The organism is Streptomyces sp. NBC_01017 (assembly GCF_045162795.1).
GTDB classification, from domain to species: Bacteria; Actinomycetota; Actinomycetes; order Streptomycetales; family Streptomycetaceae; genus Streptomyces; species Streptomyces machairae.
On sequence record NZ_CP108683.1, the window covers coordinates 11,357,612 to 11,375,640 of the forward strand.

The 18,029-nt window shown below is 68.6% G+C and carries 11 protein-coding genes; 6 read left to right on the forward strand and 5 right to left on the reverse strand.

What is annotated here, in order from left to right; all coding sequences use genetic code 11:
* Positions 1 to 366: 366 nt before the first annotated feature.
* The 4 genes from OG331_RS52285 to OG331_RS52300 form a co-directional block, all read right to left on the reverse strand.
* Positions 367 to 1,197, reverse strand: coding sequence for a DUF6233 domain-containing protein (locus tag OG331_RS52285; protein WP_406190255.1), 831 nt, complete (start codon positions 1,195 to 1,197; stop codon positions 367 to 369).
* A 124-nt stretch (positions 1,198 to 1,321) separates the two neighbouring features.
* Positions 1,322 to 1,531, reverse strand: a complete 210-nt coding sequence (locus OG331_RS52290; RefSeq protein ID WP_406190252.1) for a hypothetical protein — start codon at positions 1,529 to 1,531, stop codon at positions 1,322 to 1,324.
* Positions 1,519 to 3,324 carry a helix-turn-helix domain-containing protein gene (locus tag OG331_RS52295; protein WP_406190249.1) on the reverse strand — a complete coding sequence of 602 codons (1,806 nt, stop codon included), beginning with the start codon at positions 3,322 to 3,324 and terminating at the stop codon, positions 1,519 to 1,521. Before OG331_RS52295 ends, OG331_RS52290 begins: the two co-directional genes overlap by 13 nt.
* A 705-nt stretch (positions 3,325 to 4,029) precedes the next feature.
* Complete coding sequence (locus OG331_RS52300; RefSeq protein ID WP_406190246.1) at positions 4,030 to 6,420, reverse strand: Helicase associated domain protein; 2,391 nt, start codon at positions 6,418 to 6,420, stop codon at positions 4,030 to 4,032.
* 297 nt (positions 6,421 to 6,717) lie between these two features.
* Here OG331_RS52300 and OG331_RS52305 point away from each other — a divergent pair, with 297 nt between their 5' ends.
* From OG331_RS52305 to OG331_RS52330, 6 genes are all read left to right on the forward strand, one after another.
* Entirely contained in the window at positions 6,718 to 8,397 is a 1,680-nt protein-coding gene (locus OG331_RS52305) for a Mu transposase C-terminal domain-containing protein (protein ID WP_406190243.1), read from the forward strand.
* Complete coding sequence (locus tag OG331_RS52310) at positions 8,394 to 9,185, forward strand: AAA family ATPase (protein ID WP_406190240.1); 792 nt, start codon at positions 8,394 to 8,396, stop codon at positions 9,183 to 9,185. Before OG331_RS52305 ends, OG331_RS52310 begins: the two co-directional genes overlap by 4 nt.
* Positions 9,186 to 9,271: 86 nt before the next feature.
* Positions 9,272 to 10,033 carry an AAA family ATPase gene (locus OG331_RS52315; protein ID WP_406190237.1) on the forward strand — a complete coding sequence of 254 codons (762 nt, stop codon included), beginning with the start codon at positions 9,272 to 9,274 and terminating at the stop codon, positions 10,031 to 10,033.
* A gap of 1 nt (position 10,034) precedes the next feature.
* The gene (locus tag OG331_RS52320) at positions 10,035 to 10,466 is read left to right on the forward strand and encodes a hypothetical protein (RefSeq protein WP_406190234.1); all 432 of its coding nucleotides are present in this window, start codon (positions 10,035 to 10,037) and stop codon (positions 10,464 to 10,466) included.
* Positions 10,463 to 11,608, forward strand: a complete 1,146-nt coding sequence (locus OG331_RS52325; RefSeq protein WP_406190230.1) for a hypothetical protein — start codon at positions 10,463 to 10,465, stop codon at positions 11,606 to 11,608. Before OG331_RS52320 ends, OG331_RS52325 begins: the two co-directional genes overlap by 4 nt.
* Positions 11,609 to 11,820: 212 nt before the next feature.
* Positions 11,821 to 14,487: a TOTE conflict system archaeo-eukaryotic primase domain-containing protein gene (locus OG331_RS52330; RefSeq protein WP_406190228.1), complete on the forward strand. Its 2,667-nt coding sequence runs from the start codon at positions 11,821 to 11,823 to the stop codon at positions 14,485 to 14,487.
* 453 nt (positions 14,488 to 14,940) lie between these two features.
* Here OG331_RS52330 and OG331_RS52335 read toward each other — a convergent pair whose 3' ends face one another.
* Complete coding sequence (locus OG331_RS52335) at positions 14,941 to 17,427, reverse strand: Helicase associated domain protein (RefSeq protein ID WP_406190225.1); 2,487 nt, start codon at positions 17,425 to 17,427, stop codon at positions 14,941 to 14,943.
* Positions 17,428 to 18,029 lie beyond the last annotated feature (602 nt).

Consider the following 18,029-nt stretch of genomic DNA (forward strand, 5'->3'; position numbering starts at 1 on the left):
ACAGCAAAGCAGATCAGTACAACGGCGCTCCGGCGCATGAGGTCAGAGCCGTGAGCTTCTGGCATCGTCGCTGTCACAGGTCGCGGTGCTCGCAGGGGTTTGTTCGGTTCCGCAGTCACAGAACCACCGTTCGGTGTCAGCGGTGTTCACCCAGGTTCCCCCGCCGCAAGCAGAACAGCGGCTTAGCGTCATCGGCACGGCTCCATGGTAGTGCGCACTGGCCAGTGCATTCCGGGCCGACGCCGGGGTGCTCACAGGCCGAGGAACAGGTCCCGAAACAACATCTTGAGCGGGGAAGAGACGCTCGTGACGTACATGAGGCGGCCACCTCCGCTTCTTGTCGTGCCGCTCTCAGGCACCAGGCGGTTATGTGACTGTTTCGCGGGGTTTTGTGTTCTGATGGGATTCGTCGGTGTGCTGGGCCTGGCGAGGTTGGTCGGTCGGTTGTGCGTCTGAAGTGAGGGACCGGGCCGCGTCGCATTGAATGCAGGCTGCTGCTCGGGGCTGATCGAGCGCGGCGAGTGCTTCTTCGCGAGTGAGTGTCCGGTCGCTGGGGGTGCAGCCGACGACGTGCAGGAGCGTGGCGCCCGGGTGTCCGGGGCGGTGGGGCAGGTACTGGATGGTCCATGCGGGCGGGCGCCTATGAGAACGGCTGTCTGCTTGCGGACCGGTGTGGGTGGGGACGTGCTGGTAGGAGACACCGGGTACCGGGCGTGCGTGTGCGGGACTCACCCAGACTCGCTGCTCGGCAGGTTCGGCGGGGCCGCTCGTGGCGTCCTGCCACACCAGGATTCCTACCTGGTAGAGCCAGCCGTCCTCCGCCCGCCGGCGGGCGTGCAGCCGTCCGCGGACTTCCTGTCCGTCGGGGAGTACGAGGCAGATCGGCGGCGCGTTGTGTGCACCCTTCCCCTGGTCCACGATGACCGCTTGTGTCCCTTCGCTTCGACGGCGAGCCAGGCCTCTGCGCCGGCCACCGCTGACTCTCGCTGTTCTGCTTGATTCGGCAGGCAGGACAACGTCCCGACAAAGATAGGCTTTTCGCTGGCCCGTGCCGGTACGGAGTGTGCGGGACAGGTCCCTGTCCCCGCGGGCGGGATGCAGCAGGGCCGGGGCCGCCCCGGGCAGGAACTCGCCCGAGTGACCCCGACACGCTTTCCGGGGCAGCGTCAGCGGCCCGACCGTCAGGCTGTTGCCCATTCGAGTCCGAGGTCGGCGAGCTGCCGGAGCTTGTCGGCGGTGAGCTTGGCGCGCCTGCTCTTGGTGTTGCTGAGGAATACCCCGAGCTTCACGGCATGCTCCTGGCCGCTGACCACGATTGTCTCTACGTGACTCCTGGGGAGGTCAGGTGTCCTTCCCGGGTCTTGCACTGGGCCAGGGCCGCAACGCCCCGCTCGAAGGCTGCCATGGGTGTCGTGGACGGCTTCGCGGGCGCTTCCGGCTCCGACGGCAGCGGCGTGATGCCGAGTTGCTGCAGGCGCTCGCGCTGTCCGTCCGTCAGGGGGGCCTGCCAGACGACGGTCAGTCGGTCCACGAAAGCTTCCGCCCCATTGCCTTCTCGTAGAGCCGGCGCAGCTCCGTGCGGACGCTTTCCCTGTCTTGCAGTCCTGCCGTCAGGAAGTTGATCCACTTGTCAACTTTCTCCTGGCTCGCTGCTGTTGTCGGTGTAATCTTCTTCTCCCAAAGCGAAATGTTCACGGTCCCGCCGAGTGCAGCTGCGACATCTGCTTGGGAGAATTCCTGATCTGTGCGGAGTTGCAGCATCCGTTCCCGGAATGCCGACTTTGCGTCTTCCGTGCTGTGGAATATTGCATCATAGAGTGCTTGAAGTTCTTCTTGAATTTGCGGGTCGTCTGTCACTGCCTGGATCCAGAGGTGTGCCCTGTCCGGAGCGATGTAGCTGCCGGACTCGCCTCTCGATATATATACTTGTCCAATATTCAGCCTGTCTGCAAGCTCCTGCTGTGTCAGGCTTGCCTTCTCGCGCAGTTTCAACAGTTTCTGGCTGAAAGCGTTTTTGCCAACGGCGCGTGGGTGTTTACGTTGGTTGTCTTTTTGTTTAATGGCGTTGGGGTCTGGTGCGGGTTGTTTCCGCTTCCCGGGCCTTGATTGTCCGCTTGAGGGTGGTGGAGCCGGGTGGGGTGTGGGCTGGTTTCGGGGGTGGGTCTGCGGGTGTTGTGCCGGCGGGTGGGTTTGTGGGGTTGTCTGGGGGTAGTGCTGGGGCTGGGTCTGTTGGTCGGGGGTCCAGGTGTATGCGGGTGGCTGGGGCTGGTTTTGGGTTTGCTGCTGGTTGGCGAGGGCCCACTGGGTTGATTGCCAGGCGTAGGTGATTTGTGCGTCGAGGGTTACGGACAGGTCGGCCTTCCGGCTCTGGTATTGCCGCAGGTATGCGATCTGTCTGCTGGGGGACTGCCAGGCTGTGGTCCACCAGGCTGCGGGTTCAGCGTTGATTTTTTGGCTTGCCAGGAGTTGCGCCAGGCCGTTGGCGATGGTGTCCCATGTGGGTTGCTGGTCCATCTGGGCAAGCCAGTCGAGCCAGCGGTTGAGGACGTTTTCGTCCTTCTGTGACCAGGCGTGTGTGGCGGGGTGGGGGTGGACGGGCGGGGGCGCGGCTGGTGCGGGTTGTGGGGCGGGGTCGGGTGTCCAGACGTAGCCGGCCCCTTGGGTCTGCGGTTGCGGGGCGGGCACCGGTCCGGTCGTGGGGCGGGGGTTTGCGAGGACCTGTGCGAGCGCGTCGGCTCCGCCGTAGTGGCGGTGTGCCCGGCGGATGAGCGCCTTCGCCGCCTCGGGTTTGCCTCCCGCGTCCTGGAGGAATTCTTTCAGGCCTGCTTCGTCGCGCTGGTAATTGCGCTGGTATTCGTCCTGTGCGCAGGCGTTGAGGAAGTCGGTGAGCCATGCCGTGTCGTCGTCGGTCCATGTGCCGGGGGTGGGCTGGTCCTGTACGGAGGTGGTTGCACCGCTCTGCCCGCTGCCGGGTATGTCACCGGCGGCGGCCGGCTGGTAGACGGTGTTGTACCACGTGTAGTAGGCGCCGACGAGATCGTCCCAGGCATCCTCGGCCTCAGCGGCAGTAATGGGGCGGGTGCCGCACAGATTCGCCACGGTGGGAGAATTCCCGTACATCTGGCACAGCCACAGCTCATGATCGAGGTCGTCATCGTTGTAGTGGGCCTGGAGCTGGTGGCCAAGCCATTGGAGATCGGGGTTTTGAACGGTGGTGGACTGGGTGGACTGGAAGAGGATCGCCTGGAGGATGGTTTCCTCCTCGTTGCCGGCCTGCCCGGTACCACCGGCGCTACCGGCGCCAGGAGGGGGGTAGTTCTCCATATCGTGTCTGTTCCGTTCTCCTGGCCCCGCCCCCCCTTCTGTGTCCCGGGCTGGGGGAAGGGCGGGAGCGGAGGCGCTGTTCGGCCCTTTGCGGAGCAAGGGGCCGGTTGTCCTGCATCGCATTGTGCGGTCCGTGACTGCATCCGTCCCTGCCCTGGGGGGCAGGGGGCAGGGACGGCGGGCCCTCCCAGGAGGGTGCTGCTGTTGTCGGGGGCGTGATCGGCTGGGGGTGTGACCGGGGGCGGGGCGGCCTGTGGTTCAGGTCGTGGTGGGCAGGCTCGTGCCGGCCGGCGGTCGCCAGGTGCCGGTGGGGTCTGAAGTGGGGTGGGTTCCTGGTGAACGCGGACAGGGACCGTTGTGCGGATCCGGCGGACCGGAAGCCTTTCATCGCGGGTTCGCGCTGCCCGGGGTGTTGTCACGTGGTCGGGTGGGGCGCGGGATGATCTTCGGGTTGTCCGTGTCGTGGCCGGGCCGCATCTGGCGGCGCCGGGCTCAGGCCGAGTCCAGCCCCAGTGCGGCCAGCACCTGCCGTCTGTCCGTGGTGAGCTTCCCGCGGCGCCCCTTCTGGTTCATGATCCACACTCCGAGTTTGACCTCGGTGCCGTCCTCCAGTCGCTTACGTGGGCCCTGGGGACCTTCACAGAGCCCGTGCGGGTCTTGTACTGCGCCAGGGCTGCAACACCCCTTCGTACGGGTCCGACGTGGCTACGGGGCCGCCGCCCATTCCAGCCCGAGGTTGGCCAGCGTGGTGAGCCTGTCGGTGGTGAGCTTCTCCCTGCGGCTCTTCTGGTTCATGACCCAGACTCCGAGTTTGACTTCGGTGCTGTCTGGCAGCGTCTCTACGTGCCCTCTGGGGACGGTCACTGCGCCCTCTCGGCTCTTGTACTGGGCCAGGGCCGCTACGCCTCGTTCGAAGGCGCTCAGAGCCGTCTTGGCGGCCTTGATGACCGCTTCCGGCTCCGGGGCCGGCGGGACGACGCCGACGGCCTGCAGGCGTTCGCGTTGCCCGTCCGTCAGGGTCTGCCAGACCTCGGGCTTCCGCTGCCGGGTCAGCCATTTGCCGATGTCCATGCCGTGGACGGTGAGCCCGGGCAGGACTTCCGCCTGGCCTTCCTCGTCGCGTACGAGCTCGCGCAGCGCGGCGTAGTGCCGCTGCCACTCCGGCGGCCATGACGGGTTCCAGTCTTCGTCGACGGCCTCGAGTGCCGTCTTCCATTCGGGGTGTCCGTCGAGGGTGCCGGGGCGGCGGAGGTTGGACAGCCATTGCCCCACCGCCCGGTCCAGCATGCTTGCTGAGCGGGGCGCGCAGAGTGTCCAGTGCTGGTCGTAGTAGGCCTTGGCGGCTTCCAGGTTTTCCTGGAACCGCTCGTCGGCCGGGGACCAGACCATGCCGAGCTTCTCCAGCCGCTGGGCGCGCTGGCCGCTCATCTCCCCAGCTGTGTAGGCCCGTCGCTGCTCTGCCACCCATTGTCCCAGGGGTGTCGCATCTTCCCGGTGTCCGTAGGGCACCCGTGCGTTCCCGACCCGTTCGACGTACGCCTTGAGCTTCGCCCAGCTGCGGGCCCAGTCCTGTCGTTCGGTGTCGATGACGTTGAAGGACACCCAGTCCGCGACCATCACTGGGTCACGCGGGGCGGCGAAACGGAGCAGGAGACGGGATTCTTCCTCGCCTTCATTGGGCGGCGTACCGATGTACTGGGACGGCTGCGCGACGTCCTTCTGTGGCTCTTGCGGGATGGCGAGCAATTCGATTGCTTCTTCGTCGTGAGCGCGCAGACCTTCCAATACCTTCACCAGCGGGCGATACGATCCTGAAGTGAACATGTCTTCCGGTTTTTCTCCGGGCTGGAGAAATACCGGCACGATCAGAGAGGCCAATTTCCCTTGTCCCGGCTTCTGACGCAAAGCGCGGCCGATGGCCTGGACGATGTCGTGAGGCGCGCCCTTGGGATCCAACAGGGCGACACTATCCACCGCTCTGATGTCGACGCCCTCGCCCAGGACCCGACAGTTCGAAAGCACCGCACGCTGCCCCGTGGACCCGAAGCCGCCCAGGACTTCCCGCCGGCGCTCGGGGACGTGCTCGCCGCACAGCCAGTTGGCCCAGATCCGCTTCGGGTACGTCTCGGGCTGGTCGGCGTGCAGCTTCGCCGCCACCCGCTGAAGGCCCTCCGCGTACGCCTGCGCCTCTATCGTCCGGTGGTGGAAGGTGATGCAGGTCTGCAGATTGTGCTGCGCCATCGTGTGCAGCAGCGCGGCCTGCAAGGCTCCGAGACGCTGCCCGCGCACCTCCTCACCGTGCCGCTCCTCGCCCATCAGCCGCTCGGGCGTGACGAGAGGATCTTCAAGCTCGACAACAATTACCTGATACCGAGCCAAAAGACCCCGGGAGACGGCAGAGGCGAGCGAGAGCTTGTAGAGGACGGGCCCGAAGACCTTCTCGTCGTCCATGGAGGCAGCCATCTCCCGCGGCAGCGGGTCACGCACCCCCTCAGCAACCTCCCGGTCCAGCCGCTCCTCCCAGATCCGCGGCGTCGCCGTCAGATACAGCCGCCGGTACGCCGGGAACACGCTCTGGTCGTGGATATCCGCCCACGCCTTCCCCATCGACCCCGAAGTCCGGTGCGCCTCATCAACCACCGCCAGGTCCACCGGGGCCAACTGCTGCCCGTAGACACCCTCAAAAGCCTCCGCCAGGACACCCAGCGACGCGTAGGTGGCGTAGATGGTCACCGGCCCCTGCCCGTGCCACAGCGCCAGCTGCACAGGGTTCGTGGTGGAGCGCACCCTCATGCTCCACAGCTCCGCATCGTCCTGGAGCGAACACACGGCAACCGCCGGCCCCTTGTGCCCGATGTCGTGCCACGCCTTCACCGTCTGCGCCAGCAGATCCAGCGTCGGCACCAGCACGAGCACACGCCCCCTGGGCACAACCCGCTTCGCCGACGCGGCAGCCATGATGGTCTTCCCAGTGCCACACGCGGCATGCACCTGCCCACGAAGACCGTCCCGGGGAATACCGCCCGGCGGGATATCGAAGCCGCGCACAATAGCGGCCACAGCCTCGATCTGGTGGTCACGCAGTTTCACGGCCATGCCCCGTGTGCGAATCTGAGTGTGTTTGTCCTGGGTCTGTACGGGGTGTCCCCGGGTGGGGTGCGGGTGTCTGGCCTGGGGTGTTGTTGGTGCCGGGGGCATCGGTGTGACGTGTGGTCGGGACAGTGATGTGCGGAGGTGCTGGTCGGGTTGGTGCAGATTCCTGAGCGGCAGGGCATTTTAGTGGCTGGGACGTAAGTGAGCGGACATTTCTCTGAATTCGCGTATATGTTCTGGTGGTTGGCGGATCGTGTCTGGTGGGGGAGGGGTACAGGGCGTCGACGGGCGGGGTAGGGCATGGCCGGGGCGGAATTCTTCAGCGGTGGCGGCCTGGGGCATGCTGGTGATGTCCCGCTGGTTCCCAGGGTGTTGGGGCGTGAGCAGGTGGTGTCCCGGTTGCTGGCGTTGGAGGCGCGTGGGGAGCTGGATGCGGAGCATGTGCGGCTGGTCGCTTCCTCGGTGGGGGTGTCGCGGCGGACGGTGCGGCGGTGGCTTCAGGCCGGACGTGAGGGGCGTACAGGCCCGGTTCAGCGGGAGCGTTTCCGGATCACGGACGAGTTGCATGGGCGTCTGGTGGCGTGGTGCGGGAACGCGGCCGCGGTGCACCGGGATCTGGTGGCCGAGGCCGCGCGGGTGCGCGTTGAGGGCAATCAGGTGCCCGATGTGCCGTCGTTGGCGACGCTGCATCGGGCGATCCGCCTCGACCTCAACCCCGGGCAGCGTGCGGCGCTTGCGGGCGGGGAGCCGGCCCGGCGGCGGCACGATGTGCATCTGCGGCGCCCGAGGCTGTGGCGGAATGCCTGCTGGGAGGCGGATCATAAGCATGTGCCGGTCGAGGTGCTGCTGGACGGCGAGTTGGTGTTTCCGTGGGTGACATGGTTCATCGACTGCGCGACCGAGGTGATTCCGGGTGCGGCGATCACGCCGCATCAGCCCTCGAGGGACGCGGTCCTGGCCGCGTTGCGGATCGCGCTGGTAAGGGATGAGGACTCCACGGGCCCGTACGGGCCGATCGGCGGCCTGCCCTCGCTGGTGCGTATCGACCGCGGCGCCGACTTCCTCTCCGCGACGGTCTCCGATGCGTTGGGGCATTTCGCGGTGCCGGTGCAGGACCTGCCCGCCTACCGGCCGGATTTGAAGGGGTCGATCGAGAACCTGAACCGGTGCGCGGAGCGGATGCGTTTCGCGTCCATGCCCCGCTACACCCACGCCCCCTCCATGAGGCTGCGCCCCGGCGCCCGCCCCGGGCGCGTGGACGAGGCGGCTGCGCTGCCGTTCGCCGAGTTCGTCCGTCTGCTGCTGGAGTGGATCACCTGGTGGAACACCGAGCACACCTCGCAGGCCCTCGACGGGCGTACGCCGCTTGAGGCGTGGCGGGCCGACCCGACCCCCGTCGAGGACGTGGACCGCTGTCTGCTGCACCGGTTCACGCTCGCCGACGACGGCCGTATCCGCACGCTGACCGCGAGCGGGGTGCGCTTCAACAAGCGCTATTACGTGGGGGAGTGGATGCACGGTGAGGCGGAGGTGGGATGCAAGGTCCGCATCCGTTTCATCCCGCACCACGACCACGAGATCGAGGTGTTCGAGGCGGCTTCGGGGAAGTACCTGGGGCCGGCGCACCCCTGCGATGAGGCGACCGATACTCAGCGCAGGGCGCACCGGCGGCGCAAGGCGGCCGAGAAGCGGCGCCTGGCCCGCGCTATGTCCGCGGCCGCCGAGCAGACTCGTACCCGGTACGCCGCGGTCACCGAGGTCAAGCCGCCCAGGCGGCTGGGCTCACTGAGCGCGGCGGAGGCCGACCGGGCTGCTGACAGCGAGCGGCTGGGGGATGCGGCCGAGCTCGCGCTGCCCGACCTGATCCCGCCCGCCGCGCCGCCGGATCACTGGCGCACCCCGGCCTCGCTGCGTGCGAAGTGCCGGCCCGCCCCGCCAGGCGACGGCTCAGGAATATCCCAGGAGGGAGAGGACCGATGACGGGCACCCTGCCCCCGGCCGACGGGGACCAGTACCTGGGCCTGAAACTGTCCGACGCGCACGTCGTGACCACCAGAGCGCTTCTCACGGCACGGGAGAACCTTGCCGACACGGTCGAGGCGCGGGCGATGATGTGCGTCTACGGCGACTCGGGATGCGGCAAGACCCTGGCGGTCAACACCGGCCTGCGCGAGCTGGAACCCGCCGAGGACGTACGGCGGATCACGTTCCGCTCCCGCCCCACCGCCCGGGCGGTCCGCTACGAGATCTTCGCCGCGCTGGGCCTGCGGGGCGATGCCCCCGCGCACCCCTCCGAGTTCGACCGGCTCCTCAAGGACGCCCTGGCCGTGAAGCCCCGCACCCTGGTCGTGGACGAGGCGCAGTGGCTCAACTCCGAGGCGTTCGAGTACTTCCGCTACCTGTGGGACGACTACGCCACTCAGCTCGCGATCATCTTCGTCGGCGGTCCCGGCTGCTACACCGTGCTGCGCAAGGAGCCGATGCTCGCCTCCCGCATCTTCATCTGGCAGCGCTTCACGCCCCTGACCCGCGCAGAAGTGCTCGAGGTGATCCCGCTGTTCCACCCGGTGTGGGAGAACGTGAAGGAGGAGGATCTCCTTTTCGTCGACGAGCACGCCGCGCACGGCAACTTCCGCAACTGGGCCTGGCTGACCGTTCAGGTGCTGCGCGGCCTCAAGCGTCTTGGCCGCGAGCAGGTGGACACCGAGGTCGTGCGCTGGACCTTCAGTCACCTGGGCAAGAACGGCCACCTGGACGACACCCCATGAGCCCCGCCGCACGCACCCGTAACCCTCCGTCCGCTCGACGGCGGCGTGCTCCGGGCCGCGCGCAGCCTGCCTGCACGGTCCCCGGTGTGCCCCGGCACTACCTGTCGCTCAAGGGCGCCGACGCCGTCCCTGTGCCGGTCTTAGCGGACCTGGCCCGCCGTCTCGAGCAGATCGCCGCCCAGAAGACGATCATGTGTCTGTCGGGCAACGCCGGGGTCGGCAAGACCTTCGCCCTCGACGTGGTGCTTGCCTCAATGCCTCGGCCCGCCCGCCGCGCACGCCTTGGCCGCCTGGTGCCCCGCCCCGCTCCCACCCCCCTGGCCCTGCGCGCGGACCTCGCCGACGCCTTGAACCTTGAGGCACGGACGCAGGATCCAGGGGCCTTCGACGCGGCGGTACGCGAAACCCTGGCCGCCCGCGACCATCTGTTGGTGGTGGACGAGGCTCAGCGCCTGGATGCCGCATGCTTCGAGTACCTGCGGTATCTCTTCGACGCACCCCACACCCGGGTCGCGATCGTCCTGGTGGTCGGCGAGCGCGGCCAGGCGGTGCTGCGCCGTCAGAGGATGCTCGCCTCCCGCACCGCCGTGTCGCTGCACATTCCCCAGCTCACTCCCGCCGACGTCGCCGAGGTGATCCCGCGCTTCCATCCGTTGTGGCGCGGGGCCGACCCTGATGCTCTCGGGCGGCTCGATGCCCGCTGGTGCCACGGCAACTTCCGCCGCTGGGCACAGACCACCCACCACACCCTGCGCCTGCTGCGCCAGACCCCCGCACCCCAGGGCGCGCCCCACCCGCTGCTCGAAGACGTCCTGGACGCCGTCCTCCCGCCGCGCGAGGAACCCTGAGATGCGCGCCCGCACCGCTCCGCAGGTCGGGCCGGTAACGCTGATCTGCCACCCGGACGACACCGCCGCCTGGCCGTGCTCCGTCCTGGCCGCATCCAGCCCGGCTACCGGATGCGTCGCGGTGGACAACGTTCCCGGCAGCTCCGCCGCCCTGCGCCCGGCTCAGCCCGCGCTGCTCGCCCACGCCGACGTCGCCGAGCCCGACCACCCCACCCCCGGGCAAGCAGCCCTCCTGCCCGCGTCCTTGAGCGGTCATCGGGCTGTGGCCCGCAGCCGTGTACCCCTACCCCTGAGCCCTCCGGTGCTGGCTGAGCTCACCGAGCGCCGTCTGCTGGATGCCCGGTCCACGCCGCGCGCCCCCGTTCTCCACCCGGACCTGCTCTTTGCCGCCGCCCTGCCAAAGACGCGCGCCTGCGCCGGGAGGCCGGCATGAGCCGAAAGATCATCTACCCGGCCGCGTCACCGGTCACCGTGCTCCTGGACCCCGCTGACGACGCCGCCGTCACCCGCGCCGCCCTTGCCGCGCACAATCCATCCGCCGGCCGCGTCACCGTTCACCCCACGCCCGCCGCGTCTGCCCGCGCGCTGGCCCTCGACATTCTCGCCGCCCTCGGCAAACCGACCGAACTGCCGGGGGACTGGGGCACTCAAGGCCCGCCCGTCTTCAACATCGTCGGCGCCTGGATCCTTGCCCTGCCCATCACCCGGCTCACCGTGCTGCGCGCCCACCTCCTGGACGAGAAAATCTGGTCCGCGCTGCTCGCCCTGCGCCTGCGCACGGGCGTGCACCTGGTAGCCGTCTGCCACACCCGGCGCCCGCCCGCCGTGGTGCGCACCGCGCTACGCGACATCGACCACCACACGGTGTCCACCGACCACCACGTGGGCGACTTGCTGGCCAAGGCCCCGACTGTCCCTCCGCCGCGCCGCGGTGCCCAGGGGCGGTGGATCACCGTCCCCGCCCTGGCCTACCTCGATTCCCACCAGGACTTCCCCGACTGCCACTGCACCCCGCCCCAGGCCCGCCGCCCCAATGTGCCCGAACGCGCCTACGGTATCGACCAGCTCGCCCACCGCCTGGCCACCCGTACCGCCTGCCCCCAGCTCGTCGGCGCTCTGGCCACCGCCGTGTTCACCGGCGCCCCCCTCACCCAGCTCTACGCCGTCCGCGCCGGCGACCTCGATGCCGGCGCTACCACCCTCACCCTCCATGACCGTTACCGCACCCGCCGCCCGGGCTTCGTCACCGACTGCGGCATCTTCACCGTCCCGCCGTGGGCGAGGCCCTTCCTGCTGGCCGCGGCGAACCTCGTTCACCTGTCCCCGCGCGGCGACGACTCCCTCTTCTCCACCGGCCTGCCGCGGGTCCTGATGAGCCTGACCGACTTCGCCGAACACTGCCGCCTGCGCCCGCCGCAACCCGCACCGGCATGGCCGCGCCCCCGAACCAGACGCAAAAAACGGGCCGGCCCGCCCACAATCCAGTGGTACAACGGCATCGACGCACTCAGCTGCAAGTACGTCAGCTACGAGCAGTGGCTGCGCTCGGCCGGAGGGGAGTCGCCACCCGCGTGACGGTCCACACGGCCAAGCGACAACGGTCCCACCCTCCCCCGATGATCCGCGTGACCATCCTTACCGCGGCCTCGGCCCCGATGTTGGGTCCCGGGTCCTCACCAGTCAGAACGACTGACCTGGCGCCGACCCGACATCCCCATCACGGCCCCGTGCGGCTGAATCTGCCGCCCCGGCCCAACGAGCGAGGCGACGGCAGGGATCATGAATGTGTGGAGGACTGGTCCGACTGCTTCGATGCCGATGAGTTGCGTATCCGTCTCGACGTGGCGCTGGAGGAGAACGCTGAACTGCTCCAAGAGATCGCTCGGCTGAGAGCCGACAACGCGCAGCTGCGTAGCCTTCTGGGCCCCGGAGGCCGGGCCGCTCCCGCCGCCGCCATGCCTCCCATGACCGAGCCGGTCCTGGACCTGCCGCTGCCTGTGAGGGCTGAAGGCCTTCCGTATGCGGATGCTTCTTCCAGCGCTGAGGCGAAGATCGTTCTCTTCCGGGCTCTGTTTGCCGGACGTGAGGACGTCTACGCCAGGCGGTGGGTGAGCGCCAGGTCAGGCCGTACCGGATGGAGTCCCGCCGAGGACAACCCCTTCGACAAGAACAAGGCCGAGGAAGACCGCATCTTCTGGCCCTTGAATGACGAGGGCGTCTACCGTCACCTCGATCCGACCCGCCAGGGGCGCAGCGAGCTGCACATCGGCCTGTACCCGCTGCTGGCCGACGACACCTGCCGCCTGCTCGCTGCGGATTTCGATGGCAAGGACGGCAGCGACTGGCGCGCCGACGCGACCGCCTACATCACGGCCTGCCACGAGGCGGACGTCCCTGCCCTCCTCGAAATCTCCCGCTCCGGGAAGGGCGCGCACGTGTGGACGTTCTTCACCGCCCCCATTCCCGCGGCCACCGCCCGCGCGCTGGGCATGGCATTGCTGCGCCGGGCGATCGATGCCCGCGGGCAGATGGCCCTCACGAGTTATGACCGGCTCTTTCCCGCCCAGGACTTCCTGCCGACCAAGGCCAAGGGCAGTTTCAAGTTCGGCAGCTTGATCGCGCTTCCCCTGCAGGGCGCATGCCGCGCGGGCGGCACCACCGTCTTCGTGGACCCCGGCACCTGGCAGCCCTATCCGGACCAGTTCGCTCACCTCTCCCGCACTGAGCGCCTGTCCCCGGCCGACGTCGAGGCACTTGTGGACAAGCTCGGACCGGTCAAGGCCGGCCCGTCCCCGACCGCGCCGGAACTGGGGCCCCGGCCCCGCCGCAAGGCCCTCGGCAAGGCACCCGCGCGTGTTGAGGCCCGCCTCGCGGCGATGCTGGAAATCTCCACGGTCGGTCTGCCACCGCAGCTGCTGGCCGCGCTCAAGCACGCGGCGTCGTTTCACAATCCCGAGTTCTACCGTAAGCAGAACCAACGCTTCTCCACCTTCAACACCCCGCGCCTCGTCTGCGGCTTCGACGCCTGTGACCCCGACTGGCTCAGGCTGCCCCGAGGCCTGGCGGACGAGGCGACCGGGCTCATCACCGCTGCCGGAGGCACTCTCACCCTCACCAGTGACCTGCCCGAACCCGAGCCGATCACGGCCCACTTCACCGGCACACTGACCCCCACTCAGCAGCAGGCCGTGGACGCGATGACCAAACATGCGGCGGGGACCCTGGTCGCACCACCCGGTTCCGGAAAAACCGTCATGGCCTGCGCCCTGATCGCCCACCACCGCACCCCGACCGCGGTCATCGTGAACCGGGCGGAGCTGCAGGCCCAGTGGACCGAACGCCTTGCCACCTTCCTCGACCTCGGCGAGAAGCAGCCCGGCTCACTCGGGGCAGGCAAGGACCGCCGCGGCCACGCCGTCGACCTGATCATGCTGCAGACGCTCTCCCACCGCGACGCCCCCGATGGCCTCCTCGACGGGTACGGCCTGGTCATCGTGGACGAGTGTCACACGATCGGTGCGCCCGGAGCGGAAGCGGCGATCCGCCGAGCGAAAGCCCCTCGCTGGATCGGGCTCTCGGCCACCCCCTACCGCGCGGACCAGATGGACCCGGTGATCACGATGCAGTGCGGCCCGATCCGCCACGAGATCGACGACACCAGCACCTTCGCCAAACACCTCGTCGTGCACCCCACCACCTTCACCACCGACGAGCCGGGCACCGACGGCGCCTCCATCCAGGCCATCTACAACGAACTCGCCCACCACGGCGCCCGCAACCAGCTGATCGCAGCGGACATCGCAGACGCCACCCGGCGCGGCCGGTGCAGCCTGGCACTGACCAACCGTGTCGAACACCTGAAGCAACTCACCGACGCCCTCAGGCCCCATGACGTCACCCCGCTCGTCCTGCACGGCGGCCTGCCGCCGGCCGAGCGCGCCCGGATCCGCGCCGCCCTGGCCGAGGAACACGACGGGCCGCTGGTGCTGCTGGCGATCGACAAACTCGCCGGCGAGGGCTTCGACGCACCCCGCCTCGACACCCTGTTCCTGACCAGCCCCATCTCGTTCAAAGGCAGGGTGATCCAGCAGGTCGGCCGGATCATGCGCAACACCGAAGCCAGAAAGTCCCACGTCGAGGCCCACGACTACCTCGACGCCGACGTCCCCCTCCTGGAGCGGATGCACCACAAGCGCCGCCGCATCCTCGAACGCCGCGGCTTCACCACCACCACACCAGCGAATCTGCCGCCGACACCGCCGCGTGCACCTGTTGCCGCCGCCCGGCAGCCCCAATCCGTAGCTCCCGTACCGAGCGTGGCGGAGGTACGGGCCTGGGCCCGCGAGCAGGGCATGGAAGTACCACCACGCGGCAGGCTCCGCGCAGGGATCTGGGACGCCTGGCACGCAGCCCACCCGACCTCGGACGAGCACGACACCGTGCTCAACCGGTGAACTCTCCGACGGACGCTCCCACTTCGAGCCCAGTGGTGCCATACGACTGCCGAAGCGACCTGGGAGAAAGTCATGGCCGCTGGAACCCCTCGCCTGGCCCGCGCTGCGGCGGGCAGAGCACCACCAGCGCGTGGCCGGACGGTACGCACGAAGAAGTCCGGCACCAGTTGCCGCTGCCGGCCCTTTTCACGCCAGATCAGCTGCGCCGACCAGGCACTGAAGTCGACCACCCCGGGTGGAAGTCCAGCAGCATCGCCGTCGACAAACGGTCCAGCAACCGGCAGCCAGCCCGACCGTGGTGGCCGCCCACCACCGGGCGAAGTCCGCCGCACCCCACCAGAGCCTGGACAGCCCGAGGGCGGGGCTCTCTCATTCCGCCCGTACGGACGAGAACGGAGTACGGCAGGTGTGGTGGCTCCCCATGGCGGCGAGGGCGTTGATACCGGTGGCCGGCTATGCCCAGCGCATGCCGATCGCTGTCAGCTGCTCGATGCGCTCGGGGGAGAGTGTGGCGGCTCTGCTGCGTTGGTTGCTGATCCATGACCCCAGCTTGAGGTCTCGTTCCTGCTGGTCTCCGCTGTCGCCGGTGACTATCCGTTCGATGTGTCCTCTGGGTACCTGGAGGTGGCCTTCGCGTTCGTAGTATTGGCGGGCGGCGGCGTAGTTCAGTGCCCACTTGTCGGCGTGTGTGGGGCGCAGGGGCGGCTTCTCGTTCTCGGCCGTGGGCTGGATCCCGAGGACGTGTTCACACATCCACTGCTGGACTGAGGTGAGTTTGCCGAAGGCGAACTGCTGCTGGCGTACCCACCGTCCGAGGTCCTGGCCCTGGTGCACGGTCTCGCCCGGTCCGGTCGGGAGCACGCCGTGGGCCTGGAGGTGCTGGCGGACGAGGTGGAAGGCGCGTTGCCATTGGACGGGCCAGGCGGGACACCAGGATGGGTCGATGTCGTCCAGTTGCTCGCGCCGCTCGGGGGCCAGCGTTCCGGTGCGGGCGTCGGCTCGCGCGTTCTTCAGCCAGATGCCGACCTTGTGGCCGCGGTGGACGGCGTCCAGCGGCGCCAGGAGGTGTCCGTTCTCCTTCGCCCACTCACGCGCCGCGGTGAGCCCTTCCTCCCACGCGACGTCATGGTGCGACCAGACCATGCCCAGCTGCTCCAGCTGCCCGGCGCGTTCGGCGTGCAGGCGGCCGCGGGCGTGCAGGTGGCGGGCGTCGGCGATCCACTGTCCGAGCGGGAAGCCTGCGAGCGAGGCCGGCCACCTCTCGCGCACACCCTCGCTCTCCTGTTCGCCCTGGTCCTCGGCCTCCACCTCCTGCTCCTGGCCGTCGGGGACGCGGTAGGTGAACGGGATCTTCAGGCTGCCGTGGAGCCGGGTGTAGATGACGGCTGCTTCGACGCCGCGCCGCCAGTGCTCTTTCTCGGGGTGGAGGACGCGCAGGTTGATGAACGCGGCGAGGGCGGCCGCATCGCGCGGGGTGCTGAACTTCAGCAGCGCCCGCGCCGGCACCGAGACGGGGACGCCGTCTTCACCCTCGGCGCTCTCTGCATCCGGGTCTCCTGCGCGGCTTGGGACGCCCTTGGAGCGGCTGGGTGCCTGCGGCACAGCCAATGCCTCCACGAGGCGGGTGTCGTGTGCCCTGAGGGCTTCCAGGAGCTTGGCCAGGCCGCCGTAGGCCTTGCTGGTGAGCATGTTGTCCCCGGTTTCCCCGGGCCCGAGCAGGATCGGCACCACCAGCGAGGCCACCTTGCCCTCACCGGGTTGGATGCGCAGGGCACGGCCGACGGCCTGGACCAGGTCGGGCATGGACCCGCGGACATCGGCGAAGTACACGCTGTCGCAGTTGTGGATGTCGACGCCCTCACCCAGGACCTTCGCCGACCCCAAAAAGCGCCTGACCGCGTTCGTACCGCCGGCGAACTCGTCCAGCACACGGCGCCGGTGGGCCGGCGGGTGATCGCCACAGAGCCAGTCGGCCCAGACCGCGCTCGGGTACAGCTCCGGCGCGTCCGCGTGCAACTGCGCGGCGACGTCGGGCAGGCCGGCCGCGAAGGCCTCGGCCTCCCTGACCAGGTGGTGGAAGACCAGCGTCCGGCCGAAGGACTCCTCGGCCGACGCCTTCACCAGCGCCGTCTGAAGAGCCGCGAGCCGCGCCCCGCGCACCTCATCCGACCGGCCCTCTATGCCCAGGACCTGCGCGGCCTTCAGCTGAGTGTCGGTGATGTCCACGCACACCACCTGATACGGCGCACAGATGCCCCAGTTGACCGCCTCGGACAGGGTCAGGGTGTAGCACCTGCTGCCGAACGGTCCGTCCGGATCGTCCTCCATCGACGCGACCAGCTCACCGGGCACCCCCGCGCCGGTGTCGTCGTCCAGCTGCCACAGTCGGGGTGTGGCGGTCATGTACAGCCGCCGCAGTGCGGGGATGCGGGTGTTGTCGTGCACGGCCGCCCAGGGCTTGCCGATCCGCCCCGAGGTCCGGTGCGCCTCGTCCACGACCACCAGGTCCCAGCCCGGAAGCCCGGCCGCGTGCGCCCGCTCCAGCGTGCCGAGCCCGAGCGAGGCATACGTGGCGAACACCGTCACCCTGTCGAACGGCCGAACCCAGTCGACCAGCTCCTCAACCGCCGTGGTGTTCGGGAAGACCGCTTGATCCCCGTGCAGTGACGACACCCCGATCATCAGCCCCTTGCGGCCTCCCTCATGCCACTCGGCCTGGGTCTGCGTGAGCAGGTCCAGCGAGGGCACCAGCACCAGCACCCGGCCCGCCCCCAGCTCCTCCGCGCTGCGCACGGCCACCAGGGTCTTGCCCGAGCCGGTCGCCATGACCACCTGCGTCCGCAACCCCCGCTCGGGCACAGTCGACCGCGGCGGCAGTTCGAGCGCGCGCAGCACCGCGTCGACAGCCTCACGCTGATGGGGACGGAGAGTCTTCGGCACGTTCTCCGCTCCTCCAAGGGCTCTGCTGTCGTCGGTGACGCGATCGTGTGACGTTCTGGTGGCGCGTCACGGATGTCATCCGGTGGGGGATGCTGAGGCAAGTTTAGATCTCGGCTTCATTTTGAAGCATACTAGAGAGGTAGCTTCCTTGCCCAGCAATGGCTCATGTCTGACATGCCGTCACTTCCAGCCTCGAGCCCCGTGCCCTCACCCCTTCCCGCTGGCATGGTTAGCGTCTCGCCCACAACGCGGGCGAGACGAGGGGGCGGAGTCCCCTCAGGGAGCGGAATGGACAGAGCGTCAATCCACTCTCGCAACAAGAGGAGTGAGCGGCCGCGTGCGATTCCCCGGGTACTCAAGAGCAATACGCGCAGCGCGGTGGTCCGCTCTCACAGGACCGCGCCCACCCACTCCTTTGCAGCCGGCTGAAGGAGCCCCGCTTGCGGGGCTCCTTCAATTTCGCGCTTGCGCGAAATTGACACGCTTTCAGAATTCCGCTTGCGGAATTCAATTCCCGCGCGAGCGCGGGAATTCGACGGAGCGTCGGCGGAGTCGGGCCGAAGCGTCAGCGGAGGCCATCGCTCTGCAGCGCGCCAGCGCTG

Bases quoted from the DNA above. Each gene is read 5' to 3' on its own strand.
- OG331_RS52285 (WP_406190255.1), bottom strand. From the start codon at position 1,197: ATGGGCAACAGCCTGACGGTCGGGCCGCTGACGCTGCCCCGGAAAGCG.
- OG331_RS52295 (WP_406190249.1), bottom strand. From the start codon at position 3,324: ATGGAGAACTACCCCCCTCCTGGCGCCGGTAGCGCCGGTGGTACCGGG.
- OG331_RS52300 (WP_406190246.1), bottom strand. From the start codon at position 6,420: ATGGCCGTGAAACTGCGTGACCACCAGATCGAGGCTGTGGCCGCTATT.
- OG331_RS52305 (WP_406190243.1), top strand. From the start codon at position 6,718: ATGGCCGGGGCGGAATTCTTCAGCGGTGGCGGCCTGGGGCATGCTGGT.
- OG331_RS52310 (WP_406190240.1), top strand. From the start codon at position 8,394: ATGACGGGCACCCTGCCCCCGGCCGACGGGGACCAGTACCTGGGCCTG.
- OG331_RS52320 (WP_406190234.1), top strand. From the start codon at position 10,035: ATGCGCGCCCGCACCGCTCCGCAGGTCGGGCCGGTAACGCTGATCTGC.
- OG331_RS52325 (WP_406190230.1), top strand. From the start codon at position 10,463: ATGAGCCGAAAGATCATCTACCCGGCCGCGTCACCGGTCACCGTGCTC.